Origin of the sequence: Dryocola sharpae (assembly GCF_051307055.1) — a bacterium.
Taxonomy (GTDB): Bacteria; Pseudomonadota; Gammaproteobacteria; order Enterobacterales; family Enterobacteriaceae; genus Dryocola.
Window position 1 is genome coordinate 503,513 of sequence record NZ_CP149994.1, and the last position, 19,546, is coordinate 523,058.

Genomic DNA, 19,546 nt, shown 5'->3' on the forward strand with positions numbered 1-19,546 from the left:
TCTCCCGGACCATCCTTTATTACCCCACACGCCAGCCATCGCCGCTGGCACCTTTTATTGACGGAGACATTTACATGACAACAGCGACACAGTACGACCTTGTACCCGCTAACGAATCCGATTTCAAACTCACAGTAACGCAGGTTCCCGACGAACAGCGTCTCGATTTCTGGACGCAGCACTTTGGCTCTATCCCACAATGGATAACGCTGGAACCCCGCATTTTCGCCTGGATGGATCGCTTCTGTGATGAGTACAACGGTGGTATCTGGTCCTTTTACACGCTCAGCAATGGCGGCGCGTTTATGGCCCCTGATGCTGACAGTGACGATAAATGGCGTCTGTTCAACAGCATGAACGGCAATGATGCGGATATGAGTGCAGAAGCTGCCGGTATCGCTGTCAGCCTGATTGAATACAGCCATCACGCCTGTCGCACCGAATGCGATGCCATGACGGAGCACTATTACCGCCTGCGGGACTATGCCCTGCAGCATCCTGAAGCTCAGGCCATTCTGCGCATCATCGACTGAACAGAGGAACAACGGATGAAACAGCTTTCCTTTTTACCCGGCGAGATGACGCCACAGGACCGGCGTCTTATTCAGCGGGCGCTCAGGGCTCTGGAGCAACACCTGCATGAGCCCGGGATAGCCTTCACCTCCACTCATGCCGTCCGGGAGTGGTTGCGGCTGCATATGGCCGCGCTTGAGCGGGAAGAGTTTCGGGTGCTGTATCTGGACAACCAGAATCAGCTTATTGCCCATGAGACGCTCTTCACCGGCACGATTAACCGTACCGAGGTGCATCCCCGGGAGGTGGTCAAGCGCGCCCTGTATTTCAACGCGGCGGCGGTAATACTGGCGCATAACCATCCTTCCGGTGAGACGACGCCCAGCCAGGCTGACAAAGCCCTTACGCAGCGACTGGTTCAGGTGCTTCAGCTGGTTGATATCCGCGTCCCTGACCATCTGATTGTCGGCGGTCGGCAAATCTATTCATTCGCTGAACACGGCCTGCTGTGAGGTATTACATGAAAATTATCAGTAAGCGCCGGGCAATGACGATATACCGCCAGCATCCGGAGTCCCGAATATTTCGCTACTGCAGCGGCAAATATCAGTGGCTTGGTAGCGTCTGTCATTACACCGGCAGGGACGTTCCGGATATCACAGGAGTCCTGGCGGTGTACGCCGAACGCCGCCAGGACCGCAGCGGACCGTATGCCTGCCTGATGAGTATTACCCTGAACTGACAATAAAGGAGGTTATAAATGAGCAACATCACATGGGGCCTGCGGCGGGATATCACGCCACGTCTGGGAGCCCGTCTGGTGCAGGAGGGGAACCGGCTGCATTATTTAGCTGACCGGGCCAGCATGACCGGCAAGTTCAGTGACACCGAATGCCAGAAGCTGGATGAAACATTCCCGCACTTTATCAGCCAGATGGAATCGATGCTGACCACTGGTGAAATGAATCCTCGCCATGCCCACTGTGTCACCCTGTACCACACCGGTTTCACCTGCGAAGCCGATACTCTTGGTAGTTGCGGCCACGTATACATCGCCATTTACCCCACTAAGCGCTAATTACTTTCACGAGAGCAAACATGAAACCTCAATCTGCAACAACTTCGCGGGCGGTAAAACCCTGCCTGTCACCCGTGGCTATCTGGCAAACGCTACTGACACGCCTGCTGGAACAACACTACGGCCTGACCCTGAACGACACGCCGTTCAGTGATGAATCCGTTATACAGGAACATATCGATGCAGGTATCACGCTGGCCGATGCCGTTAACTTTCTGGTGGAAAAATACGAGCTGGTTCGAATAGATCGCAAAGGATTTAGCTGGCAGGAACAATCCCCGTATCTTCGGGCTGTAGATATTCTGCGGGCAAGACAGGCAACTGGCCTGTTGCGACAAAGCCGTAACAACGTAGTACGATGAACATTGCGTACAACCCTCCCGATTTACATTTCTGAACTTCCTCCCTTGTTTACCTATTGCATAATGCGCCTGCCATTATCCGGCGGGCGCTTTTGCTTTTTACGGATAAAGCGTCATGCAAACTGAAGCTGAAGTATTAACCGACCATAGCGAGCTAATTTGCTCGACCAGTATTGAACGTATTGTTACTGGTCGTGATACCGCGCTTAAGGAAATTGAAGCTCTGATTCTTCAACTTGAAGAAATCTCCCGACTGACTTTCATGATTGGTGGCAATACTGCGGATCACTGGGCGATGAGACAGGGTGGCTCCTTTGACTGCTGGTTGATGCAACCAGTGGGCAAAGCGATGCCAGCCATCACCCGGAATATTGACCGTAGCATCTGGCGTGACCTGATGCTGAAATCCGGGATGTTGACCTTGATGGATGCCGAAGCCCGCAGTCAGTGGGCGAAGAACCTAGAGGAGGGCGATCTCCCGGCTATTAGCGAAGCCAACATCCTGAATACCTTTGAACAACTCCACCACAATAAGCAGGACGTTTTCGAACGTGGGATTATCAATGTATTTAAAGGGTTAAGCTGGGACTACAAAACCAATAATCCCTGTTATTTCGGTAAGAAGATTATCGTCAACAATCTGGTGAAGCATGACAGATGGGGCTACAGCCTGAACTGGGGCTGGCGACGCGACCAGCTTGCCGATCTGGAAAGGATGCTCCGCCTACTGGATGGTCAAACCATTCCAGATAGCCGACACGATGTATCCATCAGGTTTATGGATTTTATCCGAGAAAATCCTCGTGTGCGGATATTTGAGGACGATCTCTTCATTATTCGCTATTACCAGAAAGGGAGTGGGCATATCACGTTTAAGCGTTTGGAACTGATTGAAAAGATGAATGATATCGTGGCAAAGCACTATCCGAAGGCTTTGCCAGCAAGATGAAATGTGATGTTTTTATAAGCAGGGGGGAGGTCAAAAAATGTGATTCAAACACTACTGGCTCCCTGACAGGGCTATCTACACCATACATATCTGGCATAAAAAGGAGAATGATGAGGGAAGTACTTTTTACATTAATGAGTATTGTCTATCACCATTAAACTCATTTTTGTGTTTTATACTCAATGCTGTGTTTTAATGGCATTCATCACATTTATGTCGGAGGTATGCCATCTTGCAAAACAAAATCAAAGAACTTCGTACCCAACTATCAATCACTCAGCGCGAGTTAGCCGATATGGTTGGTACCAGCCAGCAACAGATTCAACGTATCGAAGCAGGGAAAGTTGCGGCTAAGTTAGGGTTGGCACAAGCGATCAGTGCTGTTTTAAAAAAGCCGTTGAACGCTGTTTTTCCTGATAGTGATAACCTGCTACAGAAATTGCGTAATCAAGGTAGTCGTAGTAGCGATGAACTGAAAGATATTGCTGCAAGCGGTATTGAAATGGATGGCCGCTTTTGGACGGTAAAGCTCTGGTTACGGGGGCAGAATGATTATTTGCTGCTACCCATTTCTCCGGCTGATAAGCGTCGTTTTTACTCATACTTTGAAGAAAGCACCGTCCCAGATCATGAGCGTTTTTTTGTTTTCGATTCAGAGCAGCATCGTTATGCCATAAATGCCCGAGAAGTCATTTTCCACCAATTTTTGTTTGATGGTTTTCCACCTATCCCAGATGAAGAGGACAGCGATGCCAATGAAGGAAGCTATGGTAATGTCCATATTACAATGGTGAACGGTGGCCCAGTCATTGAGCTATGCTGTGAGTCCGAGGTATCGGAGAACAATGAATTTGACGATATTGGTCAGTTGAACGCATTGTTTGATACTTTGGAGCTAGAGCCTGAATCAACACAGCGATACCAGATAACCGATGAGGATGGAGAGGATGCTTTCATCCGTATTGGCTCTGTTGCGATGGTCCGAATCTCGCTTGATGTGCTAGATTCGGTTGAGGAAGATAATGACTGACAGAGGTCGGCATCTTAACCTTGCATACTTGTTCGGGTTCGATGCCGAAAATCAATGAAATTATGTGTTGGTATCTGTGTTGGTATAAGATTGAATTGTTTTTTATTAATTATTTTAAATCAATAGGTTAAATTCAATGTGCGAGTCCGGCCTTCGCATCCAGCAACCACTTCAATTTTTTCCACTTTGCGAGACATCTCGCAGCGATAAAATGCAACGCTGTAAGCCGCTTTTCTCTGCTTGTTAGCTCCGATCTCCCGCGATAATCTACCTTTGCACCAGCAAATTCTGTTGCCGGGCGTAGGAACCCGTTCTCTCTATGGCGACAATTAGATGCTCATGTGTCTTTATTTATTGTCGCGGCATCAACACACCGATATCCTTATCAATGGTGGCGCTGATGTGGCAGCCCTCGGGCTGGCCGATATCCATAGAGGTCGGTTTCCTACCCCATCAGTGTCACCACCCATGAGCGTAGGAACTCCAGTGGTGACAATATCCACTACTCTTGGAGCTTACCGCCATGATGACTAACACCACTCCCGCCGTAACAAACCCTTCTCCCGTTTATATGACCCTGGATCTATTCGAGCTGCTGGAAATCTGCGAAACGTTGGCAGACGAGCTTATCGAATGCCCTAATCCCGCCCGCCAGCAGGTGCTTTATATGCGCCTCGCCGACTATCTGGAGGCGATGGAACTGGAACTGGAAAAGCCGCTGCCGCCGTATTTGATTGAACGCCTAACGGTGGAGACGCTTATCCACACCCATCCCCAGCATATTGCGGGGGATTCAGAGTTACTACGCCAGTATTGCTGTGCTTTAACGCGTGTTTTACGCAATTGCAGCCTGTCGTCTGAAGTTCGTCTCGCATTAAATGGCCTGCTGTTTGAACTGGTTAACATGCTGATTGAGGACCTGCTGGCGCCGCGTTTTGCGAAGGTGAATTGAAACGATAAAACGGTGGCGGGTGTTGACGTTTAATCCTCTACCCATATTAAACTTTTAATTTATATGGCGAGTGAGTGTTAAGCCCCACCCGCCATAACCAATCCACTATCGCTCACCGAATATAAACTCTATACCCAACTCCCAGCATAACCGTCAGATTCAATACTATGCTCGGCTGCTATTACGTCTTATGGCGAAACAGTTGCTGGCAAGGCATCGCTCCTGCTACCCACCAGTCAATCCAGGGGTAAGCAAAGTAAATGCAGGTACTCGCCGTCTGGCTTTGCGAACGGCCAGTTTATTCATGTCATAAATTATTAGCGCGAGCAGGTTCACGGCCAGAGGCCACATCGCAATGGACAGGGCAGAAGTACGCAGCCGATAGCCGCTAAATGTGCAGAACCTCACGTAATCCGCCTCACTCCGGAAGGATTAATTCTTACCGTGGTCCGTTCAGGGCCGCGTTAGCTCACGTTTGTTATTAAATTGATGCGTCTGCCGCATCAATAGATGCGGGAAATGCGCTTATACAGACGGCGTAAATACCGCACTCTCATGGTTGATTAAAAGTTAATAAAACTAAAGCTTCTTGTTAATTATGGAGGGCGATATGCCTTTTGCTGCCGATATCCCGACCTTTCGCTCCAGGGCAATGGCTATCCTGCGGGTCACCTCAGGAAACTTCCTTGAACAGTTCGATTTCTTCCTGTTCGGGTTCTATGCCACCTATATTGCCCACGTGTTTTTCCCGACTGAAAACGAGTTCGCCTCGCTGATGATGACCTTTGCCGTCTTTGGCGCAGGATTTTTGATGCGCCCTATTGGCGCGGTTGTTCTTGGCGCGTGGATAGATAAAGTCGGACGGCGGAAAGGGCTGATTGTCACCCTGTCCATTATGGCGCTGGGCACGTTTTTAATCGTGCTGGTGCCCGGCTACGCCACGATTGGGCTATGGGCGCCTCTGCTGGTTCTGTGCGGTCGTTTGCTGCAGGGCTTTTCGGCGGGCGCGGAGCTGGGCGGCGTCTCCGTCTACCTTTCTGAAATCGCCACGCCCGGTAACAAAGGGTTTTATACCAGCTGGCAGTCCGGCAGCCAGCAGGTCTCCATTATGGTGGCCGCCTCGCTCGGCTACGCTCTTAATCAGCTGATGGACGAAAGCACCCTGCACGCGTGGGGATGGCGCATTCCTTTCCTTGTCGGCTGTCTGATCGTGCCGTTTATCTTTATGCTGCGCCGCCGTCTGGATGAAACCGAAGCGTTTACAAAGCGGGCCAGCCATCTCGAAGTTGGCCAGGCGTTAAAAACGCTGATTAACAACTGGCGCGTGGTCATTGCCGGTATGTTGATGGTGGCGATGACCACCACCGCCTTTTACCTTATCACCGTGTATGCACCCACCTTCGGCAAAAAGGTCCTGATGCTGAGTTCGTCAGACAGCCTGCTGGTCACGCTGCTGGTCGCCGTTTCGAATTTTATCTGGCTGCCGATCGGCGGGGCTATTTCCGATCGCCTCGGGCGCAAGCCGGTGCTGATTGCCATGACGGTGCTGGCCATCTTTACTACCTGGCCCGCGCTCACCCTGCTGGCTAACGCGCCCGGCTTTGGCATGATGCTGGCCGTGCTGCTGTGGCTGTCGTTTATGTATGGTCTCTATAACGGCGCGATGATCCCGGCGCTGGCGGAAATCATGCCCGCAGAGGTTCGCGTGGCCGGGTTCTCTCTGGCCTACAGCCTGGCAACGGCGCTGTTTGGCGGCTTTACGCCGGCGGTATCCACCGCGCTGATTCAGTATACCGGCGACAAGGCGGCTCCGGGGTACTGGATGAGTTTTGCCGCCGTCTGCGCGCTGCTTGCCACGCTCTGGCTCTATCATCAGGCATCCGATCGTCGCTGGCTTACCCGTAAATCATTTAGCTAAGGAAGAAAGAAATGAAACCTCTTATGCTGCGGACCGCCGCTTTTCTGGTGGCGATAAGCCTCTGCGCTACGGCAGGCGCGGAAGAGATTACGGTGATGATTTCCGGCGGTTTTTCAGCGGCGCTTGATAAGCTTGCGCCGCAGTATCAGGCCACAACGGGCGATACGTTGCGTATTATTCACGGGCCGTCGATGGGCAACTCGCCGGAGGCTATCCCTAACCGTTTATCGGCGGGCCAGCCGGCGGACGCGGTGATTATGGTCGGCTACGCGCTGGACGCTCTGGATAAGCAAAGAAAGATTGCGCAAGGCAGCCGTACCGAGCTTGCGGATTCCCGCATCGGCGCGGTGGTGCGCGAAGGTTCCGCCGCCCCGGATATCAGTAATGTCGATAGCCTGAAAGCCGTTTTGCTGAAAGCGAAGACCATCGCTTATTCCGACAGCGCCAGCGGACGTTATGTGCAGGCTGAGCTTTTTAACCGGCTGGGCATTGCCGCACAGGTCAGGGATAAGGCCAGGATGATAGAAAAGATCCCTGTCGCCTCCGTCGTGGCGAAGGGTGACGAGGAGATTGGTTTTCAGCAGGTAAGCGAGCTGCTGCCGGTGAAAGGGGCTAAATTTATCGGCCGTATTCCTGAATCCGTGCAGTACGTCACCCGCTTTGCCGGCGCCGTCGTGGCAGGGGCGCCTCATCAGCAGCAGGCTCGTCAGCTGCTTCGCTATCTGGCGTCGCCTGAAGCGCGGACGGCGGTGCGCCAGACGGGACTGGATCCGCTGCCTGCTACGGGTGGAACAGCCCGATAATCGTTTTCTCCAGCTCGGCCGCTACGGGGGAGAGCGCTGTCCCCACTCTTTTAATCAGCCCGACCTGCCTTTTGACTACGGGCTCCGTCAGCGGCTTTTGCACCAGCAAGGGATGCCCGCCGTCAGGAAGAGCCATGGATGGCACCGCGGCAATTCCCAGTCCCGCTTCGACCATCCCGATCATGGTGGTGACGTGCTGCGTTTCGCAGACCGCGGCACGGCGCATGGTAATGTTGCCCAGCGCCCGATCGAGCAGGTGCCGGTTGCCGGAGGATTTATTCAGCCAGATGTAGTCGGCCTCGAAAAACTCCTGCCACTGCAGGCTGTCGCGCCTGGCGAAGGGGTGAGCGGGCTGGCAAACCATCTGATAGGTTTCATGGGCTAAAGGCAAAAACGTCAGGTCCGCGTCCCCGCGGGAAAGAAAGCTTAAGCCGAAATCGGCCTGTTTATTATGCACGGCGGTATACACATTCCCGGCGCTGGTATCGATAAGCCGGATGCGGATATTTGCAAACAGCGTTCTGAAGCGCGCAATGACGTGCGGCATAAAGTAATAGGCGGCGGAAGGAACGCAGGCGACGGTCACCATGCCGCTGCCGTAGGTGATACGCTCGCTGATGCCGTTAAGGGCGTCCTCAAAGTCGCTTAACAGCTGCCGGGCGCGGGGAGCAAAGGTTCTTCCCGTCTGCGTCAGCGTTACGCTGCGGGTCGTTCTGTCGAAGAGCCGCACCCCAAGGGAAGATTCAAGCTTTTCGATACGTCGGCTCAGCGCAGACTGAGAAATGCAGATTGCCTCAGCCGCGTAGCGAAAGCTGCCGTGTTCGCACAGCGCGATAAATGCGTATAAATCCTGTAAATCAAAATTGGGCAAAATCCGCGCCTCAGCTTAACTATTACACAACAAAATATTAACAAGGCGCCGGGCGGCAGGACATTTCTTTTTTCGTTATTCCCATCCTCCAGCTATCAAAAGCTAAATCTTATCTAAGGACATAAAAGCATTAGCGATAATTTTTAATTCTTTTATGTAATCCTCGCCGTTGGAAATACTGCTCCCATCATCAAGACAGGAGCAGACACCATGGCAGCATCACGACATTCTCTCTGGCTGGCAGCGCTGGCCTTCATTGCCGCACCGGCGTTCGCGGTGGACGTCACCGTGGCTTATCAGACCTCCGCAGAGCCCGCTAAAGTTGCGCAGGCCGATAATACCTTTGCCAGAGAGAGCGGCGCAAAAGTTGACTGGCGCAAATTCGACAGCGGCGCGAGCGTGGTGCGCGCGCTGGCTTCCGGCGACGTACAGATCGGCAATATCGGCTCCAGCCCGCTTGCGGTTGCCGCCAGCCAGAAGGTGCCGATTGAAGTATTTCTGCTGGCTTCGCAGCTCGGAAACTCCGAGGCGCTGGTGGTTAAAAAAGGCATCGCCGGTCCAAAGGATTTGATCGGTAAGCGCATCGCCGTTCCTTTTATCTCCACCACGCACTACAGCCTGCTGGCGGCGCTTAAGCACTGGGGCATCAAGCCCGGCCAGGTGCAGATCCTTAACCTTCAGCCGCCGGCGATTATTGCTGCCTGGCAGCGCGGCGATATCGACGGCGCCTATGTCTGGGCGCCTGCGGTGAACGAGCTGGAAAAAGACGGCACGGTGCTGACCGATTCCGCGCAGGTGGGTAAATGGGGCGCGCCAACGCTTGATGTCTGGGTGGTGCGTAAAGAGTTCGCTCAGCAGCATCCTGACGTGGTGGAAGCCTTCGCCAGAAGCGCCCTCGCCGCGCAAAAAGGCTATATCGATAACCCGGATGGCTGGCTGAAGCAGCCGGATAACCTCAGCAAACTTTCCCGCCTGAGCGGCGTGCCGGAAAGCGACGTGCCGGGGCTGGTGAAGGGTAATACCTATCTTACGCCGGGGCAGCAGGCCGAACAGCTCAGCGGCCCGGTAAACAAAGCGATTGTCGATACCGCGCAGTTCCTCAAGGAGCAGGGCAAAGTCCCGGCGGTGGAAGCGGACTATAGCCAGTTCGTCACCGACCGCTTCGTGAAAACGCTGGCGCAGTAAGGGGGCAGGCCATGTTACAGGTCTCAGGACTCAGCGCCGATTACGGCGGAAAACCCGTCCTCAACGATATCAGTCTGACGGTGGACGAAGGGGAGCTGCTGGTGGTGCTCGGCCCGTCAGGCTGCGGCAAAACAACGTTGCTGAACCTGATAGCTGGCTTTGTTCCGTATCACGCAGGCAGCATCACCTTGCAGGGTAAACAAGTGACGGGGCCGGGCGCCGAACGTGGCGTGGTCTTTCAGAACGAAGGGCTGCTGCCGTGGCGGACGGTGCTGGATAACGTCGCCTTCGGCCTGCAGCTTGCCGGGCAGCCAAAGCCGCAGCGCGAGGAGATCGCGCTCGACATGCTAAGCAAAGTTGGGCTGGAGGATAAGGCGGAGCGCGCCATCTGGCAGCTCTCCGGCGGCCAGCGCCAGCGTGTGGGCATTGCCCGCGCGCTCGCCACTCAACCGCAGCTTTTACTGCTTGATGAACCCTTTGGCGCGCTGGATGCCTTTACCCGCGAACAGATGCAGACCCTGCTGCTAAAACTCTGGCATGAAAGCCGCCGCCAGGTGCTGCTGATCACCCACGACATCGAAGAAGCTGTGTTTTTAGCCACCGAACTGGTGCTGCTCTCATCAGGGCCGGGCCGCGTGCTGGAACGACTGCCGCTCGACTTTGGCCGCCGGTTTGCGGCGGGAGAGCCTTGCCGCAGCATCAAATCCGATCCCGAATTTATCGCTAAACGCGAGTACGTGCTCGGCCGTGTATTTCAACAGCGGGAGGGCTTCCAGTGAGCATCGTAATCCCTGATAAACCGCGTCGCAGGCGCCTCCTCCTGCGCTGGCCGTTCTCGCGCCAGATTACGTTAAGCCTCGTTACGCTGGCCACCATCGTTGTGCTGTGGTGGTGGGTGGCCGCCGAACAGTGGATAAGCCCGCTGTTCCTGCCGCCGCCGGGGCAGGTGCTGAGCAAACTTATTAGCATCGCCGGACCCCAGGGCTTTATGGATGCGACGCTCTGGCAGCATCTCGCCGCCAGCCTGCTGCGCATTCTCACCGCTCTGACAGCCGCGGTGCTGATTGGTATTCCGGTAGGGATAGCTATGGGCCTGAGCCCGACGGTGCGAGGCATCCTCGATCCGCTGATCGAGCTTTACCGCCCGGTGCCGCCGCTGGCCTATTTACCGCTGATGGTCATCTGGTTCGGCATCGGTGAAACCTCCAAAATCCTGCTGATTTATCTGGCGATTTTCGCGCCTGTCGCGATGTCCACAATGGCCGGCGTGCGCAGCGTTCAGCAGGTTCGGGTTCGGGCCGCGCGTGCGCTGGGAGCAACACGTGCGCAGGTTGTGTGGCATGTGATTTTGCCCGGCGCGCTGCCGGAAATCCTCACCGGATTCCGCATTGGGCTCGGCGTAGGCTGGTCAACTTTAGTGGCCGCGGAGCTTATCGCCGCCACCCGCGGCCTGGGTTTTATGGTGCAGTCCGCCGGCGAGTTTCTGGCAACGGATGTGGTGCTTGCGGGCATCGGCGTGATTGCGGTTATCGCGTTTTGTTTAGAGCTGGGTTTACGGGCATTACAGCGCCGGTTAACCCCATGGCATGGAGAAGGACAATGAGTGAAAAAGTAACTATTACGCCGCTGGGACCGTACATTGGCGGGCTGGTGAGCGGCGTGGATCTGACGCGCGGGCTGAGCGATAACCAGTTTGAGCAGCTCTACCATGCCCTGATTCGCCATCAGGTTCTGTTCTTCCGCGACCAGGCGATTACGCCTTCGCAGCAGCGTGCGCTGGCGATGCGCTTTGGCGATTTGCACATTCATCCGGTTTACCCGCATGCGGAAGGCGTGGAAGAAATTATCCTGCTGGATACCCACGACGATAACCCGCCGGATAACGATAACTGGCACACCGATGTGACCTTTATTGAAACGCCGCCCGCCGGGGCGATCCTCGCGGCGAAGCTGCTGCCGGAAACGGGCGGCGACACGCTGTGGGCCAGCGGTATTGCGGCCTATGAGGCGCTTTCCGAGCCGTTTAAACGCCTGCTGTCCGGCCTTGAAGCGGAGCACGATTTCAGAAAATCTTTCCCGGAATACAGGCATACCCGCACCGAGGCGGAACATGCGCGCTGGCGCGAAGCCGTTGCCAAAAATCCGCCGCTGAATCACCCGGTTGTGCGTACCCATCCGGTAAGCGGCAAGCAGGCGCTGTTTGTTAACGAAGGCTTCACCACGCGCATCGTCGATCTCTCCCAAAAAGAGAGCGACGCGCTGCTGGCGTTCCTGTTCGCGCATATCACCAAACCAGAATTTCAGGTGCGCTGGCGCTGGCAGCAAAACGACATCGCTATCTGGGATAACCGCGTCACGCAGCATTACGCCAACGCCGATTATCTCCCGGCACGCCGCATTATGCACCGCGCGACAATTCTGGGGGATCGGCCTTTCTGCCGTGTGGCGCAGTAGGTAAAGTTATTGCTGGTTTTTCAACGCCTCCCAGCTCAACCCAAACCGCGCCAGATATTTACGTAATCTGTCCGCGTCGTTGGGTTTTTTCTTCTGCATACGGGAAACGGCGAAAAGCTGACGGCCCGCTTCCGAAAGCGAAACAGCGTTGCGGCAAACTTCAATCACTGTCTCCAGCTGCCGCTTTTCAAAGAGATCGATATTTTCAGGAACGGCATTGAAGGACGAGATCGGTTGCTGATGCTGCCAGTTGGATTTCAACCGTGCTATCTCTTCTTCAACAAGCATTGTTGAAATGCGTCCTTGTTCAGCAAGCGTGGCCATGCGAGCAATTGATGCGCTCAGCTCCCGAAAATTTCCACGCCAGGCCGCTTGTATGGAAAGGGCAAAGGTAATGTAAAGCGCGCGGGCTTCTTTATCGAAGCGAATCTGGGTCTTCTTATTGCTGGCAAAGCGTTGGAGTTCATAATCGATATTGGGTTCGATGTCTTCACGACGCTCTGCAAGGCCCGGCAAGCGGAACGTCCACATGTTGATGCGAGCATACAGGTCTTCACGAAAGCGTCCTTCGGCAATCCATTTCTGCATATTGCGGTGCGTACCGGCAATAAGCTGGAAATCGCTGCTGACCTCTTTGTCGGAGCCAAAGGGGAAAAAATTTTTCTCCTCAATGGCTTTTAGCAGCATGGCCTGTTCGTCCAGTCCCAGTTCGGCTATTTCATCCAGGAACAAGACGCCGCCGTCGGCTTCCCTCAGTAAGCCAGCCCGTGGCTGTAGCGCGCCCGTGAAAGCGCCCTTCACATGGCCGAACAATGTCGACATGGCGTTATCACCGCGCAAGGTGGCACAGTTTACCGAGACAAAACGCCCGTTAACCAGATGCTTTGATTCACGCAGTTCATAAATCCGCCGCGCCAGAAAGGATTTTCCTGCGCCGGTGGGGCCAGTCAGTAAAACAGGAGCGTCCGAACGCAGGGCTACTCGTTCTATCTGATCGATTAAGGCATTAAAGGTTTTATTGCGGGTTTCTATACCCGCTTTCAGAAAGGAGACCGAGTGTTGCTGCTCCCGCTGGAAGCGGCTGGTAAGCGTGGCATAACGGCTTAAATCCAGATCGATTATCGAATAGATCCCTTGCGGGGAAGGGCGATCGGCCTTTTCACCCGGTGCCGTTTGCAGCAGTCTGGCCGGGAGATAGTGCGCTTCCGTCAGTAAGAACCAGCATATCTGCGCCACGTGCGTACCGGTTGTGATATGCACCAGATATTCTTCGCGTTCGGTGTCGAAAGGGTAGCGGCTGGTAAAATCGAGCAGCGTGTTGTAAACCACTTCAAAATCCCACGGATCGCGCAGCTCAATCTCATGCGGTACAACCTTTGTTGCCGGGGAAACCTTTGCGATATCCTCGGCAACCTGCAAAGCCATTCCTTTATCTTTGGGTTGATGCAAAAGCTCAATCCGATCGACCACTAGCTCTTTTTGCTGGCACAGACCTACCGTAGGGCGCCACTTCGTCCAGCGGTTTTCACGTTTTCCTCGTTTATCAAGGGTGGTGCCAAGCATGCCGATGACGACGTTATGTTTCATCTTATCTCCAAAGATAACTATCTATCCTATGAGATAAGATATCTGGGCGGACGTTTAATGGCTATATCTCGAGAAATAATTATTAATTATTATTTTTCAAAGCATTAAATATTTTTAAGTACGGCGGAGCTTTCCTGGCATGCCTTTCGCAATATCCGTTACAGGAACTAACAGAGCGAGAACGTTGATGAAAAACGAAATGTATCAGCTGATGGAGCAAGCTAATAGCGCGCCGATAAAAATGTGGACCCAGGGTGTTCCGGTTGAACCTGAAGCGCGGGAACAGCTTCTGAATACTGCGAAAATGCCCTTTATTTTTAAACACCTGGCGGTGATGCCGGATGTACATTTGGGGAAAGGTTCGACCATTGGCAGCGTTATTCCAACCCGTGGCGCCATTATCCCAGCGGCTGTGGGCGTCGATATCGGCTGCGGCATGATTGCCGTGCGTACCTCTCTGGCGGCAAGCGATCTGCCGGATAACCTGGCGGGCCTGCGAAGCGCTATTGAACAAGCCGTGCCGCACGGCCGTACATCGACGCGCTCCAGAAGAGATCGTGGCGCATGGGAAAACACGCCGCCGGAAGTGGATCAGCATTGGGCTGCGCTGGCTCCGCGCTTTAAGCGCCTGACGGACAAATACCCGCAGTTGCTGAAAACTAATAACCATCAACACCTTGGCACCCTGGGCACCGGTAACCATTTCATTGAAGTTTGCCTGGATGAAGCGCAGCAGGTTTGGGTGATGCTCCACAGCGGTTCGCGTGGGGTAGGAAACGCCATCGGCTCGTTATTTATCGCGCTGGCCCAGAAAGATATGCAGCAGCATATCGCTAATCTGCCGGATCGTAATCTTGCCTACTTTGAGGAAGGGAGCCGCCATTTTGAGGATTACATGGAAGCGGTTGGCTGGGCGCAGGACTTTGCTCGTCATAACCGTGAAGTAATGATGGCACGAACTCTGGCAGCGCTTTCGCGCATCATCACGAAGCCGTTTATTACTCATCAAGAAGCGGTTAACTGTCATCACAACTATGTGCAGCAGGAGACGCATTTTGGTGAATCGGTGCTGGTAACCCGCAAGGGTGCGGTATCGGCACAATCTGGCCAGATGGGGATCATTCCCGGCTCAATGGGCGCGAAAAGCTTTATCGTGCGCGGACTGGGTAATAAAGAAAGCTTCTGTTCGTGCAGCCACGGTGCGGGCCGTGCCATGAGCAGAACAGCAGCGAAAAAGCGCTTTAGCGTGGAAGATCAAATTCGTGCGACGGCGCATGTTGAATGCCGTAAAGACAGCGATGTGATCGATGAAATACCAATGGCTTATAAAGACATTGATGCGGTAATGGCGGCCCAGTCTTCGCTGGTGGAAATTGTTCACACTCTGCGCCAGGTGGTGTGTGTAAAAGGATAAATGATGAAAACGGGATTGAACGGCGTAGACGCCGCCATGCGTGAACGGGTCCATCTGGTTTTGCGTGACATAGAAAAACGCTATGGCGTACGAGTACTCTACGCCTGCGAATCGGGCAGTCGGAGCTGGGGCTTCGCTTCACCGGACAGTGATTACGACGTGCGCTTTATTTATGTCCACGCCCCGGAATGGTATCTGCGGGTTGAGCCGCAGCGGGACGTCATTGAAGTACCTGTAGACAGTGAACTGGACGTTTGCGGCTGGGAATGGCGCAAAGCGCTGGGATTATTAAAAGGCGCAAACCCCACGCTGCTGGAGTGGCTCGGTTCGCCGGTGGTTTATGAACAAGATAGCGAAATAATGGATGTCCTGCGGGCGCTGGTGCCGGAGTGGTTCTCTGCGCAGAAATCGCGCTGGCACTATTTCTCTATGGCGCGAAAAAACTTTCGTGGTTATTTGCAGGGCGATGAGGTGAGGCTCAAAAAATATTTCTATGTCCTGCGGCCTTTACTGGCGGTGCAGTGGCTGGAAGCCGGTAAGGGCATGCCTCCGGTGCGTTTTGACAGGTTGGTTGAAGGCACGGTTCAGGACCCTTTGTTACTGAATGAAATAAAGGAGCTGCTTGAGGCAAAACAAAATGCAGGAGAGGCAAAATACGGGCCGCGTAGGCCGTTGCTTCATGACTTCATAACACAAGAGCTGGCAGCAGATAGCGACCGCATGCTGCTTGCTGATAGCCGGAAAAGAAACACCGATGAACTGGATGCGCTGCTGTTCAGAACGGTGATGGGGTAAGCCAAACAGGTGAATGAGAGGGAATTTATGTCGATGGAATATTTTTTACTGCGTCAGCTAGAAAAGCTTATGGCGGAGCCCTCGAACCGGGATGATTGGTTCGATCAAAAACCTGATCCAGATCCGGCAAAACGACTTGAACAGTTAACCCGGCATTACAACGGACGTATCAGAGAGCGCGCGGTGCTTTGCCTGGGCTTCATGCGCAAAGGGGCGGCTTTGCCGGTCTTGATTGAAAGGGCAAATGATTGGGTTATGCAAGTGAGAAGAGCCGCGCGCATGAGCCTTCAGCAGTTTATGAATCCCCAGGATGCGCATTTATTGGTAGGCTGTTTACCCAATTTCTTTGCTCTGTTAAGCGGTGGGCGAGACGATCATCAGAAGCTGGTGGATGAGATCGTCCATTTTTTAACCCTGCCGGAGAACCTTAATCAGCTGGTAAACGGGCTGGCTGCAAAAGAGAAAGAAGTTTCCCGGGCAGCTTTGCGCATTTTGCTTGAGCAGAAATGTTTTTCTGTCGATGTAATTTTTCAGAAAATAAGCCGGCATGACGATGTTCTGGTCAGATTTATGGGGGCCAGAGCCTTGTTTCTGCATCCGGAACGGCTCACTCCGGAAACCCTGTCCTATTTATTAAAAGACAGCTATGCGCCTGTGAAACAGCTTACGCTTCAATATATTATTGATGAGAAGCGGATTATTTCTCCTGTACAACTCATGCCTTTGCTAATCGATCGAAATGAACTGGTAAGGAAGCGTGCCGCAAGATTGCTTGATGCGAGCGGGATATCGCCAGTCGAATATTACCGAAGCGTATTTAACGATCTTTCCCGCAAGGCGGCTGACAGAGGCGCGGCGCTTATGGGGTTAGACGAGCAAAAGTACAGCGGAGCAGTGGCGCTTGCTTTAACCTGCCGGGATTTGAAGCAGCCACGTCTGTACAGAACGGCATTGCATGTGTTAGTCCGGAACCTGCAAGAGGACGCTCGTGAGTATTTACTGGAGGCTTTAGTTCATCCAACGTATTCCACGGCGAAAATCGCTATGCGGCAGATAGTGAAGCTGAAGCTTTATATTTCGCCTGGTGAGATCCAGCAAAGCCTGGCGGCAGCCTCGGGTAGTAAACATCCCGGCCTTTATTATGCTTTGGCTAATCGCCTGAGCCTGTGGGACAGCCTGATCTTTTTGCTGACTGCTAAGAAAGATATGGAGAGTCAATACATACAAGAAGCTATAGCTGCCTGGGAGAAAAGAAGCTGTGGCCTCTCGCTAAAGCCCAGCCAGTCTCAAAAAAGCCAACTGCTGGCTCTACTGGAAATGCATCCTGAATTGATTTTCAGAGACAGGTTGTTTTTGATGCAGTTACTGGCGTGATTTAGCGCCATTTGCTGAGTTTTTAGCGGATGGCGCTGATGCTTATCGCCCTGGTAGAACCTGGCTTGCAGGTCGGATAAGCAACGCGCCACCTGACGCACGTTTATTTAACCCGTACCTTCGTCGCCACCAGCAGCGCCGTCAGCAGCATCAGGCAGCCGGACAGCACCAGCGGCGACAGCAGACCGAGGTTGTCCAGCGCGTAGCCGCCGACTGCGGCGCCGCAGGTATTCGCAAGCTGAATGACCGCCACCTGAATAGATCCCGCTTTTTCAGCCTGATCGGCAAGCGAGCGGGTGATCCACGTGGACCAGCCGACCGGTATCAGCGCGAAAGCGAAGCCCCATATGATAGCGATACCGGAGGCGACAATTTTGTCCGCGCCCCACAGCACCAGCGTTAAAGCGCTCAGCGCCAGCACCAAAGGCGCCACGGCCAGCGCGAGCTTTAGCGAACGCTTCAGGAACACGGCCGAAAGGGACGTGCCCACAAAGCTTGCGACGCCAAAGCTCAGCAGCACCAGCGTGAGGCCGTCGACGTCAAAACCTGCCAGCGTCATATACACCGGACGGATGTAGGTGAAGAACGCGAACTGCCCGGCGAAGGCCATAAAGATAGCCGCCATGCCAGCCAGTACGCCGGGGCGCTTAAGCAGGCCGAACATATTCTGTTTGTGGCGGTTGGATTCGCCCGGCAGCGACGGCAGCGCTTTCCACACCCAAAGAATACACACCACGCCCATCAGCGCCGCGCCGTTAAACACGTTGCGCCAGCCGATAATCCCGCCCAGAAAACTTCCCAGCGGCGCGGCGATAACCAGCGCGACAGAGACCGCGCCAAAGATAACCGACAGCGCTTTCGGCACCGTTCTGGCCGGAACCAGACGCATGGTCAGCGAGGCGGACATCGCCCAGAAGCCGCCCAGCGCAAGGCCCAGGCAGGCTCGTCCCAACAGCAGCAGCGTGAAGTTATTCGCAAAAGAGACCAGCAGGCAGGAGAGGGTGAGCAGCACGGCGAACAGGAAAACGACGTAGCGTCTGTCGGCTGTACGGATGACGCTGGTGATAAACAGGCTGGCAAACATCGCGACAAACGCCGTCACGGTGACCGACTGCCCGGCCACGCCTTCTGAAATACCCAGCTCCTGCGCCATCGGCGTCAGCAGGCTCACCGGTAAAAATTCCACGGTAATCAGGCAGGCGACGCAAAACGCCACGGCAAACACTGCCGACCAGTTGGGGCGGGTTACCGCTCCCGGCTGGATTTTTTCTTCAATATGTTCACTCAATTTCGTCACCAGAAAAGCTTTTGCCATAAAGCCGCACAGTGTAACACCGCGATTGTGACATATTTAACGTTTTGACAACTTTGTTCAGCGCAGGCCCGGGATATTCACGCGATTTCTTAGAGGTTATTAAGACGTGGCTTAGGCCAGATAAAGTTTTGACGGGTATTATTCGCCCCGCGCTTCTATTAATTTATCCCTGTCGCCAGTGGCGTATTAAATATTTAATTAATATCTCTGTCGCTGAACATTACCGGAGAGCGCTGGCCTGTTAATCAGGCCGGTGGATGCTGTCCGGCGATAAAGATTATTAATAAATAGTGATATATACAGGCAATAACATTCGGATGTGTGTTTTAATATTTGAAGGAATACTTATGAAATTCTCCAGAATTGCGTCTTCTTTGGTTGCCGGCATCGCCTTATTAAGCGGTTCGGCTTATGCGGAAGATCCAGCTCCGACGCCGGTTACCGTTAACGGCGGCACCATTCACTTTCAGGGTGATTTGGTTAACGCGGCTTGCTCGGTAAGCACGAAGTCAGATGGCCAGATTGTAAACCTGGGCCAGTATCGTACCGCTGCTTTCACCAAGGCCGGGGATACCTCTGCGCAAATCCCTTTCACCATCGTGCTCAACGACTGTGACAGCACCGTAGCGGCTACCGCGGCTGCCGCTTTCTCCGGTCAGGCTGATGCGACCGATCCTACCCTGCTGGCGGTTAGCTCTGGCGATAACAGCACCACCGCGACAGGCGTGGGCATCCAGATCCTCGATCAGGCTTCCAAAGCGCTGCCCCCGGATGGCGCGACTTTCTCTACCGCCCACAACCTGACGGACGGGGTCAATACCCTGCCGTTTACCGCGCGTTATAAGGCAACGGCTGCTACCGCAACTGCGGGTAAGGCCAACGCGGACGCCACCTTCGTCATGAAATACGAGTAATCGACAGGCGCAAGGATGCGCAGGCCTCAGGG

21 protein-coding genes are annotated in these 19,546 nt (G+C 53.9%); 18 read left to right on the forward strand and 3 right to left on the reverse strand.

Annotated features, from left to right (window positions below; genetic code table 11):
- Window positions 1–74 precede the first annotated feature (74 nt).
- The 10 genes from WLO31_RS02415 to WLO31_RS02460 all read left to right on the forward strand — a co-directional run bounded on the left by WLO31_RS02415 (window position 75) and on the right by WLO31_RS02460 (window position 7,605).
- Window positions 75–533: an antirestriction protein gene (locus WLO31_RS02415; RefSeq protein WP_435928935.1), complete on the forward strand. Its 459-nt coding sequence runs from the start codon at window positions 75–77 to the stop codon at window positions 531–533.
- Window positions 534–548: 15 nt separating this feature from the next.
- Window positions 549–1,025 carry a JAB domain-containing protein gene (locus WLO31_RS02420; RefSeq protein WP_435928936.1) on the forward strand — a complete coding sequence of 159 codons (477 nt, stop codon included), beginning with the start codon at window positions 549–551 and terminating at the stop codon, window positions 1,023–1,025.
- Window positions 1,026–1,033: 8 nt separating this feature from the next.
- Window positions 1,034–1,255: a DUF987 domain-containing protein gene (locus WLO31_RS02425; RefSeq protein ID WP_435928937.1), complete on the forward strand. Its 222-nt coding sequence runs from the start codon at window positions 1,034–1,036 to the stop codon at window positions 1,253–1,255.
- Window positions 1,256–1,273: 18 nt separating this feature from the next.
- Window positions 1,274–1,591, forward strand: coding sequence for a type IV toxin-antitoxin system YeeU family antitoxin (locus WLO31_RS02430; protein WP_435928938.1), 318 nt, complete (start codon window positions 1,274–1,276; stop codon window positions 1,589–1,591).
- A gap of 20 nt (window positions 1,592–1,611) precedes the next feature.
- Complete coding sequence (locus tag WLO31_RS02435; RefSeq protein WP_435928939.1) at window positions 1,612–1,953, forward strand: TA system toxin CbtA family protein; 342 nt, start codon at window positions 1,612–1,614, stop codon at window positions 1,951–1,953.
- A gap of 115 nt (window positions 1,954–2,068) precedes the next feature.
- The gene (locus tag WLO31_RS02440) at window positions 2,069–2,902 is read left to right on the forward strand and encodes a DUF4942 domain-containing protein (protein WP_069219333.1); all 834 of its coding nucleotides are present in this window, start codon (window positions 2,069–2,071) and stop codon (window positions 2,900–2,902) included.
- Window positions 2,903–3,134: 232 nt separating this feature from the next.
- The gene (locus tag WLO31_RS02445) at window positions 3,135–3,932 is read left to right on the forward strand and encodes a helix-turn-helix transcriptional regulator (RefSeq protein WP_081328877.1); all 798 of its coding nucleotides are present in this window, start codon (window positions 3,135–3,137) and stop codon (window positions 3,930–3,932) included.
- Window positions 3,933–4,455: 523 nt separating this feature from the next.
- Window positions 4,456–4,884, forward strand: a complete 429-nt coding sequence (locus WLO31_RS02450; protein ID WP_435928940.1) for a hypothetical protein — start codon at window positions 4,456–4,458, stop codon at window positions 4,882–4,884.
- A gap of 610 nt (window positions 4,885–5,494) precedes the next feature.
- Window positions 5,495–6,802: an MFS transporter gene (locus WLO31_RS02455; protein ID WP_435928941.1), complete on the forward strand. Its 1,308-nt coding sequence runs from the start codon at window positions 5,495–5,497 to the stop codon at window positions 6,800–6,802.
- Window positions 6,803–6,813: 11 nt separating this feature from the next.
- Complete coding sequence (locus WLO31_RS02460; RefSeq protein ID WP_435928942.1) at window positions 6,814–7,605, forward strand: substrate-binding domain-containing protein; 792 nt, start codon at window positions 6,814–6,816, stop codon at window positions 7,603–7,605.
- Here the strand turns inward: WLO31_RS02460 and WLO31_RS02465 are convergent.
- Window positions 7,583–8,476 carry a LysR family transcriptional regulator gene (locus tag WLO31_RS02465; RefSeq protein ID WP_435928943.1) on the reverse strand — a complete coding sequence of 298 codons (894 nt, stop codon included), beginning with the start codon at window positions 8,474–8,476 and terminating at the stop codon, window positions 7,583–7,585. The two genes, WLO31_RS02460 and WLO31_RS02465, sit on opposite strands and share 23 nt — an antisense overlap.
- 210 nt (window positions 8,477–8,686) lie before the next feature.
- On the opposite strand from WLO31_RS02465, the gene tauA reads away from it, so the two are divergent.
- Genes tauA through tauD form a run of 4 tightly spaced genes read left to right on the forward strand, consistent with a single transcriptional unit; the run spans window position 8,687 to window position 12,115 of the window.
- On the forward strand, window positions 8,687–9,661 hold the full coding sequence (gene tauA, locus WLO31_RS02470; protein ID WP_435928944.1) for a taurine ABC transporter substrate-binding protein: 975 nt from the start codon (window positions 8,687–8,689) through the stop codon (window positions 9,659–9,661).
- 11 nt (window positions 9,662–9,672) lie between these two features.
- Complete coding sequence (gene tauB / locus WLO31_RS02475; protein ID WP_435928945.1) at window positions 9,673–10,440, forward strand: taurine ABC transporter ATP-binding subunit; 768 nt, start codon at window positions 9,673–9,675, stop codon at window positions 10,438–10,440.
- The gene (gene tauC, locus WLO31_RS02480; RefSeq protein ID WP_435928946.1) at window positions 10,437–11,264 is read left to right on the forward strand and encodes a taurine ABC transporter permease TauC; all 828 of its coding nucleotides are present in this window, start codon (window positions 10,437–10,439) and stop codon (window positions 11,262–11,264) included. Before tauB ends, tauC begins: the two co-directional genes overlap by 4 nt.
- Window positions 11,261–12,115 carry a taurine dioxygenase gene (gene tauD / locus WLO31_RS02485; protein WP_435928947.1) on the forward strand — a complete coding sequence of 285 codons (855 nt, stop codon included), beginning with the start codon at window positions 11,261–11,263 and terminating at the stop codon, window positions 12,113–12,115. The genes tauC and tauD overlap by 4 nt, the downstream gene beginning before the upstream one ends.
- A gap of 6 nt (window positions 12,116–12,121) precedes the next feature.
- Here the strand turns inward: tauD and rtcR are convergent, their stop codons facing one another.
- On the reverse strand, window positions 12,122–13,702 hold the full coding sequence (gene rtcR, locus WLO31_RS02490) for an RNA repair transcriptional activator RtcR (RefSeq protein WP_435928948.1): 1,581 nt from the start codon (window positions 13,700–13,702) through the stop codon (window positions 12,122–12,124).
- A gap of 187 nt (window positions 13,703–13,889) precedes the next feature.
- Between rtcR and WLO31_RS02495 the strand changes: the two genes are divergently transcribed.
- From WLO31_RS02495 to WLO31_RS02505, 3 genes are read left to right on the forward strand one after another with little or no spacing between them, the layout of a single operon-like run.
- Complete coding sequence (locus tag WLO31_RS02495; RefSeq protein ID WP_435928949.1) at window positions 13,890–15,116, forward strand: RtcB family protein; 1,227 nt, start codon at window positions 13,890–13,892, stop codon at window positions 15,114–15,116.
- Window positions 15,117–15,911, forward strand: a complete 795-nt coding sequence (locus WLO31_RS02500) for a nucleotidyltransferase domain-containing protein (protein ID WP_435928950.1) — start codon at window positions 15,117–15,119, stop codon at window positions 15,909–15,911.
- A gap of 27 nt (window positions 15,912–15,938) precedes the next feature.
- On the forward strand, window positions 15,939–17,285 hold the full coding sequence (locus tag WLO31_RS02505) for a HEAT repeat domain-containing protein (protein ID WP_435928951.1): 1,347 nt from the start codon (window positions 15,939–15,941) through the stop codon (window positions 17,283–17,285).
- Between the two features lie 103 nt (window positions 17,286–17,388).
- On the opposite strand, the gene nepI is transcribed toward WLO31_RS02505, so the two are convergent.
- Entirely contained in the window at window positions 17,389–18,573 is a 1,185-nt protein-coding gene (gene nepI / locus WLO31_RS02510; RefSeq protein ID WP_435928952.1) for a purine ribonucleoside efflux pump NepI, read from the reverse strand.
- A 374-nt stretch (window positions 18,574–18,947) separates the two neighbouring features.
- On the opposite strand from nepI, the gene fimA reads away from it, so the two are divergent.
- Window positions 18,948–19,514 carry a type 1 fimbrial major subunit FimA gene (fimA, locus tag WLO31_RS02515; RefSeq protein WP_435928953.1) on the forward strand — a complete coding sequence of 189 codons (567 nt, stop codon included), beginning with the start codon at window positions 18,948–18,950 and terminating at the stop codon, window positions 19,512–19,514.
- Window positions 19,515–19,546: the final 32 nt, after the last annotated feature.